The organism is Bordetella sp. BOR01 (genome assembly GCF_019218885.1).
GTDB lineage: Bacteria > Pseudomonadota > Gammaproteobacteria > Burkholderiales > Burkholderiaceae_B > Bordetella_A.
Genome location: NZ_JAHUWT010000003.1, coordinates 289,036 through 303,746, shown reverse-complemented (window position 1 = coordinate 303,746; position 14,711 = coordinate 289,036). Strand labels below are relative to the sequence as shown.

Here is a 14,711-nt window from a genome sequence, read left to right as displayed (position 1 = left end):
CGGCACAAGCCCCCGCCCCTGCGTCCACTCATCCCTCTCGTCTCAGCATCTCTACCAGCTTTCCCCCCGCGGGCGACAAGGTGTATCCCCGGATGGTGATGACGGCAATGGTGCGGTGCAGAGAGGGTCGTGCGATGCGCACGGGGGTCAGGACGGTGCTGCGGGGGACGGCAATGCGTGGCAGGATGCCGGCGCCCAGGCCGGCCTCGACCATGGCGATCAGGGTGCTGGCATGGGTGAACTCATAGCTCAGGTCGGCCGCGATGCCGTTGGCGCGCAGCGCGTCTTCCAGGTGATTGCGAAACAGCGAATTGGGCGCCAGCGTCAGCAGCCGCAGGCGCGTCAGCTCGCGCAGCGAAATCGTCTTGCGGCCATTGTGGCGGTAGCCGCGCGGCAGCAGCGCGCAATACTCGTCCAGAAAGAGCGGGCGGAAGTCCAGTTCGGTGCGCTTTTCTTCCACCGGGCCGATGCCGAAGTCCACCTCGCGCCGGCGCACCGCCTCGAGCAGGTCGTGGTGCGACAGCTCGCGCACGCGCACCGAGATGCCCGGGTACAGGCGCGCGTATTCGGTCAGCACAGCGGGCAGGCGGGTGCCGGCCACGGTAGGCACGCAGGCGAAGGCCAGGTTGCCATGCTGGGCGTCGGCGGCCTGCTGGATGCGGGTCAGGCCGCCGTCGAGCTCGGCCATGGCCTTGCGCGTGCTGATCAGCAGCTCTTCGCCTTCGGGCGTCAGTTCGACGTGCCGGGTGGTGCGCTGGAACAGTGCAACGCCCAGCTGCGTCTCCAGCTGCTTGATCTGCATGCTGATGGCCGGCAGCGATACAAAGGCCTGTTCGGCGGCCTTGCGGAAGCTGGCATGCTCGGCCACCGCCATGAATGCGGACAACAGCTTGAAGTTGATTTTCTGGGGCATGGCGGGCAGCCTGGGATGCAAGCAGTGATGATGCGGCTGGCTGGCCCGCCCCGGCCGCTGGGGCTTCTTTCAGGATGGGGCCTAACCGGCAGCCAGCGCCTTTTCGATGGCGGCGTGGAATTCGCCGGTATCGTATTCGCCCAGGTAGCGCTTGATGATATGCCCCTGCTTGTCGATCAGGAAGGCGGTGGGCGTCAGTTTCACGTCGCCGAAGGCGCGGGCGATGTCGCCCTTGACGTCAAGCGCCACCGGAAAGGGCAGCTTGCGCGTTTCGGCGAAGTTCAGCACGTAGTTGGGCGGGTCGTAGCTCATGGCCACGGCGACGGCCTCGTAGCCCTTGGGCGCGTATTCGTTGTAGGTCTCGATCGCGCCAGGCATCTGCTTGACGCAGGTGACGCAGCTGGTGGCCCAGAATTTCACCAGCACCACCTTGCCGCGCAGGTCGTGCATGCTGAAGGTCTTGCCCTCGATGGTGGTGAAGGCCACATCGGGCGCGGGCGGCGCCGGCCGCCAGACGAACCAGGCGCCGATGCCGGCCGCCACCAGCACGGCCAGGGTCAGGATGAGCTTTTTCATTTATTTGATCGGTATGGCCTGTACGCCGTTGACCGCGCCGCCGCCGCCCGATTCGATCGGGGCGGCCTTGGGCTGCGGGGTACTGTTGGACTGCGCACCTTCCGGTTGGGTTCCCGGGCCGGACAACCGCAGCGCTTCTTCGCGGCTGATGACCTGGAACAGCTTGACCACCTTGGCCACGCCGCCCACTTCCGACGCGGCCGTGGCGGCATAGTTGCCCTCGGACTCGGTGACCAGGCCCATCAGGTATACCACGCTGCGCTCGGTGGTGACAGCGATGGTGGCCGACGGCACATACTTGGTGTTGAGCAGCGCGGTCTTGACCTTGGAGGTCAGCCAGGTGTCGTTCGAGCGGGTGCTGAACGAGGCGACCGGGCCCACATTGAGCTGGTTGACCACCGACTTGACGTGCTGGACACCCTGCGTAAGCGTGGTGGCCTGGGCCTTGGCGGCTTCGGACGGCACGTCGCCCGTCAGCAGCACCACGCCGTTGTAGACCATGGCGCTGACGCGCGCGGTGTCGCCCAGTTTTTCGCTGATCTGGCGTTCGGCCTTGAACGAGATGTTCTGGTCTTCGAGCTGGGCGCCCGAAGTACGCCGGTCGGTAATGACCACGGCGGTGGTGGCCGCGGCGCCGCCGACGACCAGCGGCGCGCAGGCCGACAGGGACAGGGCGGCGGTACCGATCAGGGCAGCCAGCAGCAGGGGGCGGGCAACCGTCTTGGCGTCGGGCATCATTCGGTGTCTCCTAGAAGAAGGGCATCTATTCCATCGCACAGGGCATGCAGCAGCAGGGCGTGGACTTCCTGGATGCGCATGGTGCGGTCATGGGGCACGCATAAATGGACGTCGTGCGCGGTCAGGAGTTCACTGACGACCCCGCCGCCCTTGCCGGTCAGCGCAATGACCGATATTTCGCGGTCGTGGGCAGCTTCGATGGCGCGGATCACGTTGGCGGAGTTGCCGCTGGTGGAAATGGCCACCAGGACATCGCCGGACTGGCCCAGGGCATTGACCTGGCGCTCGTAGATTTCTTCGAAACCGTAGTCGTTACCGACCGCGGTCAGGATGGCCGTATCGGTATTGAGGGCGACACCGGCCAGGGGCAGCCGCTCGCGTTCGAAGCGGCCGACCAGTTCGGCAATGAAATGTTGCGCATCGGCAGCCGAGCCGCCATTGCCGCACGCCAGTATCTTGCCATTGTTGGCCAGCGCGGCGAACACCACGTCGACCGCGCTGGCCAGCGGGCCCGCTAGCGCGTGCATGCTTTGTTCGCAGACGGCCATGGCGTCGCGAAAGTGCGACGTCATCCGAGAGGTCATATCCATGGCCGGCATTATCTCACGGCGCCAGGCCGGCAATAGTCAGAAGGCGGCCGGCAGCCAGTGGACGCCGCCGGCTTCGAAGGCCACCACATCGAAGCGCACCGGCGGGATCCGGCCACTCCAGTGGCGGTGGGCCAGGTCGGGCAGCAGCAAGGCGGCGCTGCGCAGCAGGCGGGCCTGCTTGGCCCGCCCGACGCTGGCCGCGGCGCCGCCGTAGCGGCCGCTGGCCCGCGCACGCACCTCGACGAACACCAGCGTGTCGCCGTCGCGCATGACCAGGTCGATCTCGCCCGTGCGGCAGTGCAGGTTGCGCGCCAGCGGTACCAGGCCGGCGCTGGCCAGCAGCCGCAGCGCCTGGCTTTCGTGGGCCGAGCCGGCCTGTTGTGTGGGCGAGGTCCGCGGCTTGGCCGTCTCGGCGGGTTGGCGCGCGCTGCGGCCGGCGGCGGCGCGGCGCCGCTTCAGCAGGCGCTGCTGGGCCCGGCGGGCATGTTCGTAGGCGATTTCCAGGAAGGGGTCGTGCATGAGCGTGCTCTGGGCAAGTCGGACGGCTACACTGGCACAATTTGCCGCCTAGCCGCCAGCTTCCAATGAATCAGAATGTCCCGCCCGCGACCGCCGGCGACGCCTGGACCCGCATGGCCGAGCGCGTGGCCGGCCAGCATTGGCCAGAGGCCGCGCTGTATGTCGTGGCCACCCCCATCGGCAACCTGGGCGACCTGGGCCTGCGCGCCTGGCAGGCGCTGGCTCGCGCCGATGTCATTGCCGCCGAAGACACGCGCTCGAGCCGCAGCCTGCTCGACGCCTGGGGCATTTCCACCCCCTTGATGGCCGCCCATCGCCACAATGAGGCGTCCGCCGCCCAGGACATCTGCCAGCGCCTGGCGCAGGGCCAGCGAGTGGCCTTGGTATCCGACGCCGGTGCCCCGGCGGTCAGCGACCCGGGGGCGCGCGTGGTGCGCGCGGTGCGCGCGGCGGGCTATACGGTGGTACCGGTGCCCGGGCCCAGCTCGGTCATTGCGGCGCTGATGGGCAGCGGGGCCACCTCGGATGAAAACCCCGCCTATGCGTTTGCCGGCTTTGCCCCGTCCAAGGCAATGGCGCGCCAGCGTTGGCTGCGTTCGTGGTGTGCCTTGCCCGCGCCCGTGGTGATGTTCGAATCGCCGCACCGCCTGGCGGCCTGCCTGGCCGACCTGCTCGAGGCCTGCGGGCCCCAGCGCATGCTGACTATCGCGCGCGAACTCACCAAGCGTTTCGAACAGATCGCCACCTTGCCCCTGGCGCAGGCGGCCGAGTGGCTGGCCGCCGACCCGCATCGCGCGCAGGGCGAGTTCGTGCTGATCGTGCACGCCGCCGAGGCCGCCGCCGATGCGGCCGAGCCTGACGATCCGGCCACCGGTACGCTGCTCGATGCCTTGCTCGAAACCCTGTCGGTGCGCGATGCCGCGCGGGTGGCCGCCAAGGTGACCGGGCAGCCGCGCGATGCCTTGTACGCAATGGCCCTGGCACGCAAGGCGTCGTCATGAAGCGCCTGGCCCCTTGCGAAGCCGTCGTCTACCTGGATACTGACACGCCGCTGGGCGGCTTGCGGCTGGCCGCAAGCGATACCGCGCTGCGTGGTGCCTGGTTCCTGGACCAATCGGATTTGCCGCCGCCGTCGCCGGCCTGGCGGTTTGCGCCCACGCATCCTGTACTCAGCCAGGCCCGCGATGAACTGGCCCAATGGTTTGCAGGGCAGCGGCGTGAGTTCGATGTGGCGCTCGATCCGCAAGGCACGGCGTTCCAGCAGGCCGTATGGCAGGCCCTGCTGGGCCTGCCGTTTGGCACGACCTGCAGCTATGGCGATCTGGCCGTGTCCATCGGCAAGCCCAAGTCGGTGCGGGCGGCTGCCCAGGCGATCGGGCGCAATCCCATTTCGATTTTCATCCCTTGCCACCGCGTCGTGGGCCGCGATACGTCGTTGACGGGGTTCGGTGGCGGCCTGGCACGCAAGCAGGCGCTGCTGGCGCACGAAGGACACCGCTATCCCGGCCGCGATGCGCGGGCGCGCCGCGTGGCCGACGGGCAAGCCGAACTGCCCTGGTAGGCCCTAGGGGGCGGCCAGGCTGGGCAGGATGCCGGTGCGGTCGGCCACTTGCCGGGCCGCGCCCAGTGCGGCCGCCCGGTCGCTGTAGGGGCCGATGCGCACCCGATACAGGCTGCCGGTTTGCTGTACCACGGCAGGCGGCATGCCGGCTTCGCTATCGAGCTGGCCATTGACCCGGTGCATCAGGGTCTGGGCGTTGGACGGCTGGCTGAACGCCCCCATCTGCAGGTACACGCCATCGGCGGGCTCGGCAGGCATCGCGGCAGTCATGGCGCGGGCCGGCTCGAGTTCAGTCTCGGTCATGGCCAGGTTGGTGGCAGCCGGCAGCGGCGTGGAGTCGGCCGAGGCCTGCGCCGCCTCGGCCCTGGGCGCATCGCCAGCCGGGCTTTGCGACTGGGTCAGGCGAATTTCCGAGGGCAGGATGCGCTCGACCGTGACTTCGCCGCTGCCCGGGCCGATGATGCCCAGCTTGCGCGCTGCCGCGTACGACAGGTCCATGATCCGGTCGCTGTGGAACGGCCCCCGGTCGTTGACGCGCACGACCACCGTGCGGCCGTTGATGCTGCTGGTGACTCGCGCATAGCTGGGCAGCGGCATGGTGGGGTGGGCCGCCGTCATGGCGTACATGTCGTAGACCTCGCCGTTGGACGTGCGCTTGCCATGGAATTTCCTGCCGTACCACGAGGCGAGGCCGCGCTGTTTGTAGTTCTGCTCGTCGTCAACCACGGGCACGTAGCGCTTGCCGAATACCGTATAGGGGCGATTTGCGCCGCTGGCCAGGGGCTCGAGCCGCGGCACGGCATCGGGAATGTTGTCCAGGTCGGAAGGCGGGTTGGCGCCTGGCCCGTCGTCTTGGTAGTAGCCCCCGGCCTTGCGCGTACCGGGCGACGAGCAACCGGCGATCAAGACGGCCAGTCCGACCAGGATGGGCGCGAGGATCAGGCGCCCGCCGTTCATGTGGGCTCTTCCGGCAACTGGGTGCGATGGCGCACCAGCAGCGGGTCGTGTTCGGCAAAGCGTTGCGCCAGTTGCTCGACGACGTACACCGAGCGATGCTGGCCGCCGGTACAGCCGATGGCCACGGTCAGGTAGTTGCGCGTATCTTGCGTGTACTGCGGCAACCAGCGCTGCAGATAGCCGGCAATGTCGTCGATCATCTGGCCGACGATATCGAAGCTGGCCAGCCACTCGGCCACGGGCGCGTCGCGGCCCGTCAGCGGACGCAGGTTGCGGTCGTAGTAGGGGTTGGGCAGGCATCGCACGTCGAAGACCAGGTCGGCGTCGCTGGGAACGCCGCGCTTGTAGGCGAAGGACTCGAAGGTCAGCACCAGGGGCGGCCGGTCGGCCTGGATCAGGTCGCGGATCCAGGAGCGCAGCTGGCCCGGCGTCAGGTCCGAGGTGTCGATGACATGTTCTTGTTCACGCAGCGGGGCGAGCAAGTCGCGCTCGAGCGAGATGCAATCCAGCAGCGACGGCGTCTGGCCGCCGCGCGACAGGCGGTCGGTCAGCGGGTGGCGGCGGCGCGATTCCGAATACCGCTGCGCCAACGTATGGGTGTTGGCGTCAAGGAAGATCACGCGCAGCGAAGTACCCATGGAACGCATGGCGGTGATCACGCCCGGCAGTTCGGCCAGTTCGCCCGGCGAGCGTACATCGATGGCAATGGCAACCCGTTCCAGGCCATCGTCGCGCGCGCTGGCGACGAACTCGCTGAGAAAACGAACCGGCAGATTGTCGATGCATGTGTAGCCGGCATCTTCCAGCATGCGCAGCGCCACCGACTTGCCTGAGCCGGAGATTCCGGTGATAAGGACAACTCTTAGCATGGCTCTGATTGTTGCATGATTTTGCCGTCATAATGCGGGCGCGATGTCATCTGATATGGCCGTAAACTGCGCCACTGATCCTGTACCGGCCGGCAGCGGTAGCGTAACCTTGTCGCGCCCGGACCGTTCGCCTCCTGGCCTGTCCGCCTATCTTCTTATCGCATACTGCAGCAATGTCAGCACCTTCCCTTTTCCACCATATGTCGCAGGCGCGGCGCCACCTGGCCGCGCTGGCCCTGGCGGGCGCGGCGCTGGCCTGGCCGGCCGCACCGGCAGCCGCCCAAGATGCAGCCACGCTGCAACCGGGCACCATGCGGGCGCGGGTCGCGGCCTGTACAGCCTGCCATGGCGAGCAGGGCAAAGCGGGGTCGGATGGCTATTATCCGCGGCTGGCCGGCAAGCCGCGCGATTACCTGTATCACCAATTGCTGAACTTCCGCGACGGCTTGCGGCAGTATCGGCCCATGGCGCACTTGCTGGCCGGCCTGCCCGACGATTACCTGCTGGAAATCGCCGCCTACTTCGCCGATCAGCACGTTCCGTATCCCACCCCGGCGCGTCCGGCCGTGTCGGCCGATGTGCTCGAGCACGGCCGCGTGCTGGCCATGCAAGGCGATCTGGCCCGTGGGCTGCCGGCCTGCGTTGCCTGCCACGGCGCGGCGCTCAGCGGCCTGGCGCCCGCCATTCCGGGCCTGCTGGGCCTGCCGCGCGACTATATCGGCGCCCAGATCGGCGGCTGGAAGAACGGCCTGCGCCACGCTGCGGCGCCCGACTGTATGGCCGACATTGCCAACAAGCTCACGCCGCAAGACATCGGCGCCCTGTCGGTATGGCTGGCGTCGCGTCCGGTGGTCGAACCCTACGTGCCGGATCCCGCGGGATCACTGAACTTGCCTGCCGAATGCGGCAGCCAGGCGCAACGTTAAAGGGCCGGCATGAAGCGCATCGTCAAATACTGCTTGCTGGCCATCCTGCTGGCGTGCCTTGCGGCCATCGCCACGCTGTACTGGATGGGCACGCGCGAAACTGCCCCGGGCGCCGCCTTGGCGGCACCCGCCGACACCGGCCGCATGGTAGAGCAGGGGCGCTACCTGGCCCGCCTGGGCAATTGCATGGCTTGCCATACGACGCAAGGCGGGCAGGCCTATGCCGGCGGCACGGCGATTCCCACGCCGTTCGGCACGCTGTACGGCCCCAACATCACCCCCGATCCGCAAACCGGTATCGGCGACTGGAATGCCGATGATTTCTGGCGGGCATTGCACAACGGCAAGTCGAAAGACGGCAGCCTGCTGTATCCGGCCTTCCCGTACACCGAATACACCCGCATTTCGCGAGCCGATTCGGATGCGTTGTTCGCTTACCTGCGCACGCTCGAGCCCGTCAGCCAGCCCAGCCGGCCGCACGAACTGGCGTTCCCGTACAACCAGCGCAGCCTGCTGGCTTTCTGGCGCGCCCTGTATTTCCAACCCGGCGTGCTTGAAGCCGATCCCGGCGAATCCGTGCCATGGAACCGTGGCCGCTACCTGGTCGAGGGGCTGGGGCACTGTGCGGCCTGCCACGCGCCGCGCAATCGCCTGGGCGCCACCCGGGCGGCCGACGGCCTGGCCGGCGGGCTGATTGCCGGCCTGGACTGGTATGCGCCGCCCCTGGGCAACGACCCGAACACGGGGCTCGGCAACTGGAGCGCGCAAGACATCGCCATGCTGCTGCAGACCGGCATGGCCCGGCATTCCACGGCCAGCGGGCCGATGGCCGAAGTGGTGCTGGGCAGTTCGCAATACTTGAACGACGATGATGCGCTGGCCATCGGCACTTACTTGAAGTCCTTGCCGTCCACGCCGGCGGCCGGGCCTGCACGAGGGCCCGAGCCTTCGGCGGCCTTGATGGACCATGGCGGCAAGCTGTACCAGCAGCATTGCGCCCAGTGCCACCAAGACCAGGGGCAGGGTAGCGGTACCGCGTGGCCCGCGCTGGCGGGCAACCCCACGGTGACGGCGCCCTCGCCGGTCAACACCATCCGCATGGTGCTCGATGGCGGATTCGCGCCGGCCACGGCGGCCAATCCGTGGCCGCATGGCATGCCGCCGTTCGGGCCGGTGCTGGCCGACAACGACATCGCCGCGCTGGTTTCGTATATTCGCTCGAGCTGGGGCAACCAGGCGGGCGGCGTCAGGCCGTTCGAGGTCAAGCGCGTGCGCGATGCCTCTACGCTGAACTAGCCCCTAGCCCCTAGCGCCGGGGCCGGGCCGCATCGCGGCGGCCGGCCAGGCTACCCAGCTCGCGCATGGCGTCTTCCATGCGGTCGTCCCAGGGATGCCCATAGTTCAGGCGCAGGGCATGGCCGAACTGCTGGCTGGCCGAAAAAATCGGCCCGGGCGCCACGCTGATGCCACGCGCCAGCGCGCGACGATGCAAGGCAAGGGCATCGGTGCCCGGCGGCATTTCCAGCCACACGAAGAAGCCGCCCTGCGGGCGCGTCACGCGCGTACCGGCCGGGAAATAACGCGCCACGGCATCCAGCATGCGTTCCTGCTGGGCCGCCAACGTGCCGCGCAGCCGGCGCAGGTGGCGATCGTAGCCGCCCTGTTCCAGGTACTGGGCCAGCGCACCCTGCGGCGGCCCCGAGGCCGACAGCGTGGTCGCCAGCTTCAGCTGTTGCACCGCCCGCGCATAGCGGCCCGCCACGGCCCAGCCGATCCGATACCCTGGCGCCAGGCATTTCGAGAACGACGAGCAATGCAGCACCAGGCCCTGCGTGTCGTAGGCCTTGGCAGGCAGGGGGCGTATGTCGCCGAAGTACAGCTCGCTGTATACGTCGTCTTCTATCAGCGCAATCTGGTGGCGCGCCAGCAGGGCGACCAGCTCGCGCTTGTTCTCATCGGGCATCAGGCTGCCCAGCGGGTTCTGGAACTGCGTCATCAGCCAGCAGGCCTTGGGGGCGTGACGCGCGATGGCGGTTTCTAGCGCGTCCAGGTCGATGCCCTGGCGCGGATGGGTGGGTACCTCGACCGCCTTCAGCCCGCGCTGCTCCAGCGCCTGCAGCGCGCCGTAGAAGGTGGGGGATTCGACAACGACCGCGTCGCCCGGCTGGGTCGTTACGTGCAGGCACAGGTTCAGCGCGTCGAGTGCGCCGGTGGTGATGACCACGTCTTCCGGGCCTACGGCTACGCCGGCCGCCCGGTAGCGCAGGGCGATCTGGCGGCGCAGGCGCGGGTTGCCCGGCGACAAGCCTTCGACCGTGTCGTGGGGGTCGAGATGGCGCAGGTAGCCGGACATGGCCTGGCCCAGGCGTTCCAGGGGAAACAGCGATGCCGCCGGGAACGCCGAGCCCAGCGGCACGACCTTGCGATCGCGCACGGAATCGAGAATGTCGAAAATGCGGGCGCTGATGGCCAGCGACGTGGACTCGCCGCCTGGCTGCGACGTGCCGGGTTCGGGCGGCAGGGCCCGGGGCAGCGCGCGTACGTAATAGCCCGAACGCGGCTGGGCGCGCACCAGGCCTCGCGCCTCGAGCAGGTAGTAGGCCTGGAACACGGTAGACGGGCTGACGGCGCGGCTGGCGCAGGTTTCGCGCACTGACGGCAGTTTGTCGCCCTCGCGCAGCAGGCCTTCGCGGATGGAACGCGCGATATCATCGGCCAGTGCCTGGTAGCGTGTTACCGCCATGGCGTCGGGGCCGCCATCGCGGCGGCTATTTGCTGCTTTGCAGAATCGCCATGGCCTGGCGTTCCATGAACTCGCCCAGGGTATCGATGCCGCGCAGTTTCAGGATGGTGTTGCGCACCGCCGCCTCGACCAGCACGGCCAGGTTGCGGCCGGCTGCCACTTGCAGCATCACCTTGCGCACCGGCATGCCCAGCATGTCCTGGGTGATGTCTTGCAGCGGCAGGCGCTCGAATTTGTCTTGGGCGGTGGCGCGCACCAGGTGCACGATCAGTTTCAAGCGCATCTTGCGGCGCACCGAGGTCTCGCCGAAGATGGTACGGATATCCAGCAGTCCCAGCCCGCGGACTTCCAGCATGTTCTGCAGCAGCGCCGGACAGTGCCCTTCGATCATGCCGGGGGCGATGCGCGAGAATTCCACCGCGTCGTCGGCCACCAGGCCATGCCCGCGCGAGATCAGTTCAAGCGCCAGTTCGCTCTTGCCCAGCCCCGATTCGCCGGTGATCAGCACCCCCAGGCCCAGCACGTCCATGAAGACGCCATGCACGGTGGTGGTGGGCGCCAGCTTCTTGCTTAGATAGATGCGCAGCAGGTCGATGAGCTGGGCCGCCGCCACCGGGGTGGACAGCAGCGGCACCTGGTGCTGGTCGCATTGGTCGACCAGGTCTTGCGGCGGGGTCAGGCCGTCGGCCAGCAAGATGGCCGGCACGCCGCCGATCAGCAGCTCGTCCATGTGGTGCGTGCGGCGGCGCAGGTCGAAGCGGCTGTAGTAGGCCAGCTCTTCCTGGCCGAACACCTGGATGCGCGAGGGGTGGATGAGGTTCAGGTGGCCGACCAGGTCGGCGGCTGCCATGCCGTCATCGCGGATGGCGCGCTCGGCGGCGCTGTGGCCCGCGATCCAGTTGAAGGGGATTCCGTCGGCGTTGTCGTCGACCAGTTCCTGCACGGTAAGCATGGCAGCGGCTCGGCGAAGGTCAGCGTTGGCCCGTGGTGAGCATCCGGTGGACTTCGGCCGGGTTGGCTTCGGTGCCCAGGGCTTCGCGCAGCGCCTTGTTGGACATGAGCTGGGCCAGCTCGGCCAGGATGTCCAGGTGCTGCTGGGTGGCGGTTTCGGGTACCAGCAGGCACATCAGCATGGTGACCGGCTGGCCGTCGGGGGCGTCGAACGGCACCGGCTGCGCCAGGCGGATGAACGCGGCCAGCGGTTCTTCCAGGCCCTTTACGCGGCCGTGCGGCACGGCTACGCCCTGCCCCAGGGCGGTAGACCCCAGGCGCTCGCGGGCAAACAGGCTGTCGAACACGATGGTTCGCGCCAGGCCGTGATAGTTCTCGAAAAGCAAGCCGGCCTGCTCGAATGCCCGCTTCTTGCTGGTGGCCTGCATGTCGAGCACGACGTTGCCGGCGGGTAGGATGCGCGACAAATGATTCATGCGGATCATTATAGGGTTATATGCCGCAGTGCAAAAACTGGCTGCGGCCGCTCGCCGGTTGCGGGATCCGGCAAGCATAGTCGGTTCCGGGCGGCAATGGGAGAGGGAAGTAAACGGGGGAGAGATTTGCCGATGCCCCGGCGGGAAGGATACTGCATCTCGCGGGACATCGGGATCGGTAAGATCCGCCAGGGGATCTTCGGGCTCAAGCTGGGGTGCGTGGACGACTCGAGCGTGGATGAAGCGCGGGACTACGGATTTTGCTGCGCGATGGCAGCAGCTTGTCGCTTCACCGACTCTGCCGTATGGCTTTGCACCTTGTCTTTGTGCTTGAGGACCTGGCGGTCGATTTTGTCGGCCAGCAGGTCAATGGCTGCGTAAAGGTTTTCATCCACGGCTTCGCAATGGATGTCTTTGCCGCGCAGTCTCATGGTGATTTCGGCTTTATGCCGCAGGGGCTCTACTGAGAGCATGACCTGGGTATCGATCACGTGATCGAAATGCCGCAGCACTCGCGCCAGTTTATTCATGACATATTCCCGGATGGCCGGGGTGACGTCGAGATGACGACCGCAGATGCTCAGGTTCATAGTGCGCTCTCCTTCTGAAAGAGAAATAGTTGCGCGGTATTGCGCGGGGATGTGGGGGTAGGGTCTCCTGTAGAGGGAAATGAGGGGGGTTGAACTACGGTACTGCCGCTGTCGGGCGGCGGCTGTTAGTACTAGTGTATAGACTCTGCCGGGTAAAACAAGTTGCCCTGGGACAAGCGCATGCCACGTCATAGAGATGCCCCGGGGATGGGGTTTTCCCAGGGGCCGGAGCGGTTACATGCGGAAGTGTTCGCCCAGGTAGACGCGCCGCACGGCCGGGTCGCCGACGATCTCGTCAGGCTGGCCATCGGTCAGCACTTTGCCTTCGCTGATGATGTAGGCGCGGTCGCAGATGCCCAACGTTTCGCGCACGTTGTGGTCGGTGATCAGCACGCCGATGCCGCGGCCCTTCAAGAAGCGCACGATGCGCTGGATCTCGATCACCGCGATCGGGTCGACACCTGCGAAGGGCTCGTCAAGCAGGATGAACCGCGGGTGCGTGGCAAGCGCGCGGGCGATTTCCACCCGGCGACGTTCGCCGCCGGACAGCGAGATGGCGGTGTTGCCGCGGATATGGCCGATTTGCAGCTCGTCGAGCAAGGCTTCCAGTTGTTCTTTGATCTGGGCCTCGGACAGGCTTTTGCCCTGGGCATCGACCTGCAGTTCAAGCACCGCCCGGATGTTCTGCTCGACCGTCAGGCGCCGGAATACCGAGGCGTCTTGCGGCAAGTACGACAGGCCCATGCGAGCCCGCTTGTGGATGGGCATCGAGGTGATCGGTATGTCGTCGATTTCGATACGGCCCGCGTCGGCCGGCACCAGGCCGACGATCATGTAGAAGCTGGTGGTCTTGCCGGCGCCATTGGGGCCCAGCAGCCCCACGACTTCGCCGCTGACGACCGACAGCGAGACATCTTGCACCACGGTACGGCCGTTGTAGACCTTGCGCAGGCCGGTGGCACGCAGGCTGCCCTGCTTGACGCCCGAGGCAGAGGGCGCAGGTGGAGGCGTGGAGATCTGAGTCATTGTGTATGCGGATGAAAACAACGGGGAACGGGGCGGTCAGCCACCCTGTTTGGCCTTGGCGCTCGTGCCGCCCTTGGCGGCGCGGCATTCGGCGATGGCGGCGTCGGCCTTGGCGCGCGGCGCGGCAAACGAGCGCACGCGTCCGCCGGGCGCCGACGAATTGGGCCCACCCTGAGCCTGGTAGACACCGGTTTTCTCGTTGTAGCGCACCCGCTCGCCACGGATCGTGTCGAACGGCTTGCCACAGATGTACCGGGTGACGATGGCTTGGCCGATCAGGTCGAACTCGCTCGTGCCGCTGTTGTATTCGGCGCGCAGGCCCTTGCCTTCGATGACTTCGAAGGTCTCGGGGCGTTCCTGGCGGATGGTGACGATGTTGCCCTTATTGGCCGTGGCCGTGCCGAACTGGTTGCCGGACGCGTCTTCATTGGCTTCGAGCCGGTCGGCCGTCAGCTTCATGAGGCCGCGCGTAAGCACCACGTTGCCGGTGAAAATGCTTTGCCGCTTGACGTCGTCGTAGTGCAGGGTGTCGGACAGGATCAGCGTGCTGGGCTCTTCGGCGGGCGCGTTCTGCTGCGCATGCGCGTGGGCCGCCATGCCCAGCAGCAACATGCAGGCAAGCGATCGCAAAGCGAGAGAGATCCGTAAGTGGGTCATGGTTGGGTCTGGGTTGAGTCGCCCGAGGGGCGCTTGCGTGTTTCGGAGCCGGCGATCTCGACGTCGGTGGACGCCGATACCTGGAGCTGGCGGGTCTTGTTGTTGTAGCGCATGCCAGTGCCGCTCATGCGCGAATTGCCCTTGATGACGACTGCTGGCAGGTCGGTGTAGACCACGTCGTCGTCGGGCAGGATGATGAGCTGTTCGCTGCGCACGTCCAGCGAGTCGTTGTTGGCATCTTGCTGGCGGTGCACATGTGCGTTGCCGTTCATGACGATGCGCCGGCCCCCGTGTTCCATGATGGCGGTCTTCGAGGTGCCGACCGTGATGGGGTTGGCTTCCTGCTGGCCGATCGCGCGCGGGCCGGTGATGTGGTACGAATCGTCGTCGGGGAAGTGCTCGGCGTACTCGCCTTCCAGGCGGTTGATGGGCTGGCCGGCCGGATCGGTGCGCAGCATGACGAAATCGCGCGCCCAGGAATCCATTTCGTGGGTCAGGCGCCGCGGCGGGTCGATGGGGATGGCGCGCTGCGCGTAGTCGGCAGCCCACCACGTGCCGGCCACCAGGGCAATCAGCAGGAACAGGGCAATCAGGGAAGGGAAGCGTTCTTTCATGCCGG

Annotated in this window: 18 protein-coding genes; 4 read left to right on the top strand and 14 right to left on the bottom strand. The window is 67.1% G+C overall.

All coding sequences use genetic code 11. The features are described 5' to 3' along the window. Positions 1-28: 28 nt before the first annotated feature. The 5 genes from KW845_RS16210 to KW845_RS16190 all read right to left on the bottom strand — a co-directional run bounded on the left by KW845_RS16210 (position 29) and on the right by KW845_RS16190 (position 3,336). Complete coding sequence (locus tag KW845_RS16210) at positions 29-913, bottom strand: LysR family transcriptional regulator (RefSeq protein ID WP_218370348.1); 885 nt, start codon at positions 911-913, stop codon at positions 29-31. Between the two features lie 81 nt (positions 914-994). Further along, a complete protein-coding gene (locus KW845_RS16205; RefSeq protein ID WP_218370347.1) occupies positions 995-1,489 on the bottom strand; it encodes a peroxiredoxin in 495 nt (164 codons plus the stop codon). Next, positions 1,490-2,227 (bottom strand): BON domain-containing protein, encoded by a 738-nt coding sequence (locus tag KW845_RS16200; RefSeq protein ID WP_218370346.1) that lies wholly within the window; start codon positions 2,225-2,227, stop codon positions 1,490-1,492. Beyond that, positions 2,224-2,817, bottom strand: coding sequence for a phosphoheptose isomerase (locus tag KW845_RS16195; RefSeq protein ID WP_218370345.1), 594 nt, complete (start codon positions 2,815-2,817; stop codon positions 2,224-2,226). Before KW845_RS16195 ends, KW845_RS16200 begins: the two co-directional genes overlap by 4 nt. 36 nt (positions 2,818-2,853) lie before the next feature. Continuing rightward, complete coding sequence (locus tag KW845_RS16190; protein ID WP_218370344.1) at positions 2,854-3,336, bottom strand: YraN family protein; 483 nt, start codon at positions 3,334-3,336, stop codon at positions 2,854-2,856. A 65-nt stretch (positions 3,337-3,401) separates the two neighbouring features. Between KW845_RS16190 and rsmI the strand changes: the two genes are divergently transcribed. Both rsmI and KW845_RS16180 read left to right on the top strand, forming a co-directional pair. Further along, a complete protein-coding gene (rsmI, locus tag KW845_RS16185) occupies positions 3,402-4,337 on the top strand; it encodes a 16S rRNA (cytidine(1402)-2'-O)-methyltransferase (protein WP_218370343.1) in 936 nt (311 codons plus the stop codon). After that, entirely contained in the window at positions 4,334-4,897 is a 564-nt protein-coding gene (locus KW845_RS16180) for a methylated-DNA--[protein]-cysteine S-methyltransferase (RefSeq protein WP_218370342.1), read from the top strand. Before rsmI ends, KW845_RS16180 begins: the two co-directional genes overlap by 4 nt. A 3-nt stretch (positions 4,898-4,900) precedes the next feature. On the opposite strand, the gene KW845_RS16175 is transcribed toward KW845_RS16180, so the two are convergent. After that, entirely contained in the window at positions 4,901-5,854 is a 954-nt protein-coding gene (locus KW845_RS16175; protein ID WP_218370341.1) for a septal ring lytic transglycosylase RlpA family protein, read from the bottom strand. Continuing rightward, on the bottom strand, positions 5,851-6,723 hold the full coding sequence (gene rapZ / locus KW845_RS16170) for an RNase adapter RapZ (RefSeq protein ID WP_218370339.1): 873 nt from the start codon (positions 6,721-6,723) through the stop codon (positions 5,851-5,853). Before rapZ ends, KW845_RS16175 begins: the two co-directional genes overlap by 4 nt. A gap of 200 nt (positions 6,724-6,923) precedes the next feature. Between rapZ and KW845_RS16165 the strand changes: the two genes are divergently transcribed. Together KW845_RS16165 and KW845_RS16160 are read left to right on the top strand one after the other, a co-directional pair. Next, a complete protein-coding gene (locus KW845_RS16165) occupies positions 6,924-7,649 on the top strand; it encodes a cytochrome c (protein WP_370628267.1) in 726 nt (241 codons plus the stop codon). Positions 7,650-7,658: 9 nt separating this feature from the next. Continuing rightward, a complete protein-coding gene (locus KW845_RS16160) occupies positions 7,659-8,945 on the top strand; it encodes a cytochrome c (RefSeq protein ID WP_218370337.1) in 1,287 nt (428 codons plus the stop codon). 10 nt (positions 8,946-8,955) lie between these two features. Here the strand turns inward: KW845_RS16160 and KW845_RS16155 are convergent, their stop codons facing one another. The 7 genes from KW845_RS16155 to lptC form a co-directional block, all read right to left on the bottom strand. Then, on the bottom strand, positions 8,956-10,392 hold the full coding sequence (locus KW845_RS16155; RefSeq protein WP_218370336.1) for a PLP-dependent aminotransferase family protein: 1,437 nt from the start codon (positions 10,390-10,392) through the stop codon (positions 8,956-8,958). A gap of 25 nt (positions 10,393-10,417) precedes the next feature. Next, positions 10,418-11,344, bottom strand: a complete 927-nt coding sequence (gene hprK / locus KW845_RS16150; RefSeq protein WP_218370335.1) for an HPr(Ser) kinase/phosphatase — start codon at positions 11,342-11,344, stop codon at positions 10,418-10,420. 19 nt (positions 11,345-11,363) lie between these two features. Beyond that, positions 11,364-11,819, bottom strand: a complete 456-nt coding sequence (locus KW845_RS16145) for a PTS sugar transporter subunit IIA (RefSeq protein ID WP_218370334.1) — start codon at positions 11,817-11,819, stop codon at positions 11,364-11,366. A 251-nt stretch (positions 11,820-12,070) separates the two neighbouring features. Continuing rightward, positions 12,071-12,409: a ribosome hibernation-promoting factor, HPF/YfiA family gene (hpf, locus tag KW845_RS16140; protein ID WP_218370333.1), complete on the bottom strand. Its 339-nt coding sequence runs from the start codon at positions 12,407-12,409 to the stop codon at positions 12,071-12,073. 234 nt (positions 12,410-12,643) lie between these two features. Beyond that, positions 12,644-13,435 carry an LPS export ABC transporter ATP-binding protein gene (gene lptB, locus KW845_RS16135; protein ID WP_218370332.1) on the bottom strand — a complete coding sequence of 264 codons (792 nt, stop codon included), beginning with the start codon at positions 13,433-13,435 and terminating at the stop codon, positions 12,644-12,646. Between the two features lie 36 nt (positions 13,436-13,471). Then, the gene (gene lptA, locus KW845_RS16130; RefSeq protein WP_218370331.1) at positions 13,472-14,092 is read right to left on the bottom strand and encodes a lipopolysaccharide transport periplasmic protein LptA; all 621 of its coding nucleotides are present in this window, start codon (positions 14,090-14,092) and stop codon (positions 13,472-13,474) included. After that, entirely contained in the window at positions 14,089-14,706 is a 618-nt protein-coding gene (gene lptC, locus KW845_RS16125; RefSeq protein ID WP_218370329.1) for an LPS export ABC transporter periplasmic protein LptC, read from the bottom strand. The genes lptA and lptC overlap by 4 nt, the downstream gene beginning before the upstream one ends. Between the last annotated feature and the right edge of the window lie 5 nt (positions 14,707-14,711).

Bases quoted from the DNA above. Each gene is read 5' to 3' on its own strand.
- KW845_RS16210 (WP_218370348.1), bottom strand. From the start codon at position 913: ATGCCCCAGAAAATCAACTTCAAGCTGTTGTCCGCATTCATGGCGGTG.
- KW845_RS16205 (WP_218370347.1), bottom strand. From the start codon at position 1,489: ATGAAAAAGCTCATCCTGACCCTGGCCGTGCTGGTGGCGGCCGGCATC.
- KW845_RS16200 (WP_218370346.1), bottom strand. From the start codon at position 2,227: ATGATGCCCGACGCCAAGACGGTTGCCCGCCCCCTGCTGCTGGCTGCC.
- KW845_RS16195 (WP_218370345.1), bottom strand. From the start codon at position 2,817: ATGGATATGACCTCTCGGATGACGTCGCACTTTCGCGACGCCATGGCC.
- KW845_RS16190 (WP_218370344.1), bottom strand. From the start codon at position 3,336: ATGCACGACCCCTTCCTGGAAATCGCCTACGAACATGCCCGCCGGGCC.
- rsmI (WP_218370343.1), top strand. From the start codon at position 3,402: ATGAATCAGAATGTCCCGCCCGCGACCGCCGGCGACGCCTGGACCCGC.
- KW845_RS16180 (WP_218370342.1), top strand. From the start codon at position 4,334: ATGAAGCGCCTGGCCCCTTGCGAAGCCGTCGTCTACCTGGATACTGAC.
- KW845_RS16175 (WP_218370341.1), bottom strand. From the start codon at position 5,854: ATGAACGGCGGGCGCCTGATCCTCGCGCCCATCCTGGTCGGACTGGCC.
- rapZ (WP_218370339.1), bottom strand. From the start codon at position 6,723: ATGCTAAGAGTTGTCCTTATCACCGGAATCTCCGGCTCAGGCAAGTCG.
- KW845_RS16165 (WP_370628267.1), top strand. From the start codon at position 6,924: ATGTCGCAGGCGCGGCGCCACCTGGCCGCGCTGGCCCTGGCGGGCGCG.
- KW845_RS16160 (WP_218370337.1), top strand. From the start codon at position 7,659: ATGAAGCGCATCGTCAAATACTGCTTGCTGGCCATCCTGCTGGCGTGC.
- KW845_RS16155 (WP_218370336.1), bottom strand. From the start codon at position 10,392: ATGGCGGTAACACGCTACCAGGCACTGGCCGATGATATCGCGCGTTCC.
- hprK (WP_218370335.1), bottom strand. From the start codon at position 11,344: ATGCTTACCGTGCAGGAACTGGTCGACGACAACGCCGACGGAATCCCC.
- KW845_RS16145 (WP_218370334.1), bottom strand. From the start codon at position 11,819: ATGAATCATTTGTCGCGCATCCTACCCGCCGGCAACGTCGTGCTCGAC.
- hpf (WP_218370333.1), bottom strand. From the start codon at position 12,409: ATGAACCTGAGCATCTGCGGTCGTCATCTCGACGTCACCCCGGCCATC.
- lptB (WP_218370332.1), bottom strand. From the start codon at position 13,435: ATGACTCAGATCTCCACGCCTCCACCTGCGCCCTCTGCCTCGGGCGTC.
- lptA (WP_218370331.1), bottom strand. From the start codon at position 14,092: ATGACCCACTTACGGATCTCTCTCGCTTTGCGATCGCTTGCCTGCATG.
- lptC (WP_218370329.1), bottom strand. From the start codon at position 14,706: ATGAAAGAACGCTTCCCTTCCCTGATTGCCCTGTTCCTGCTGATTGCC.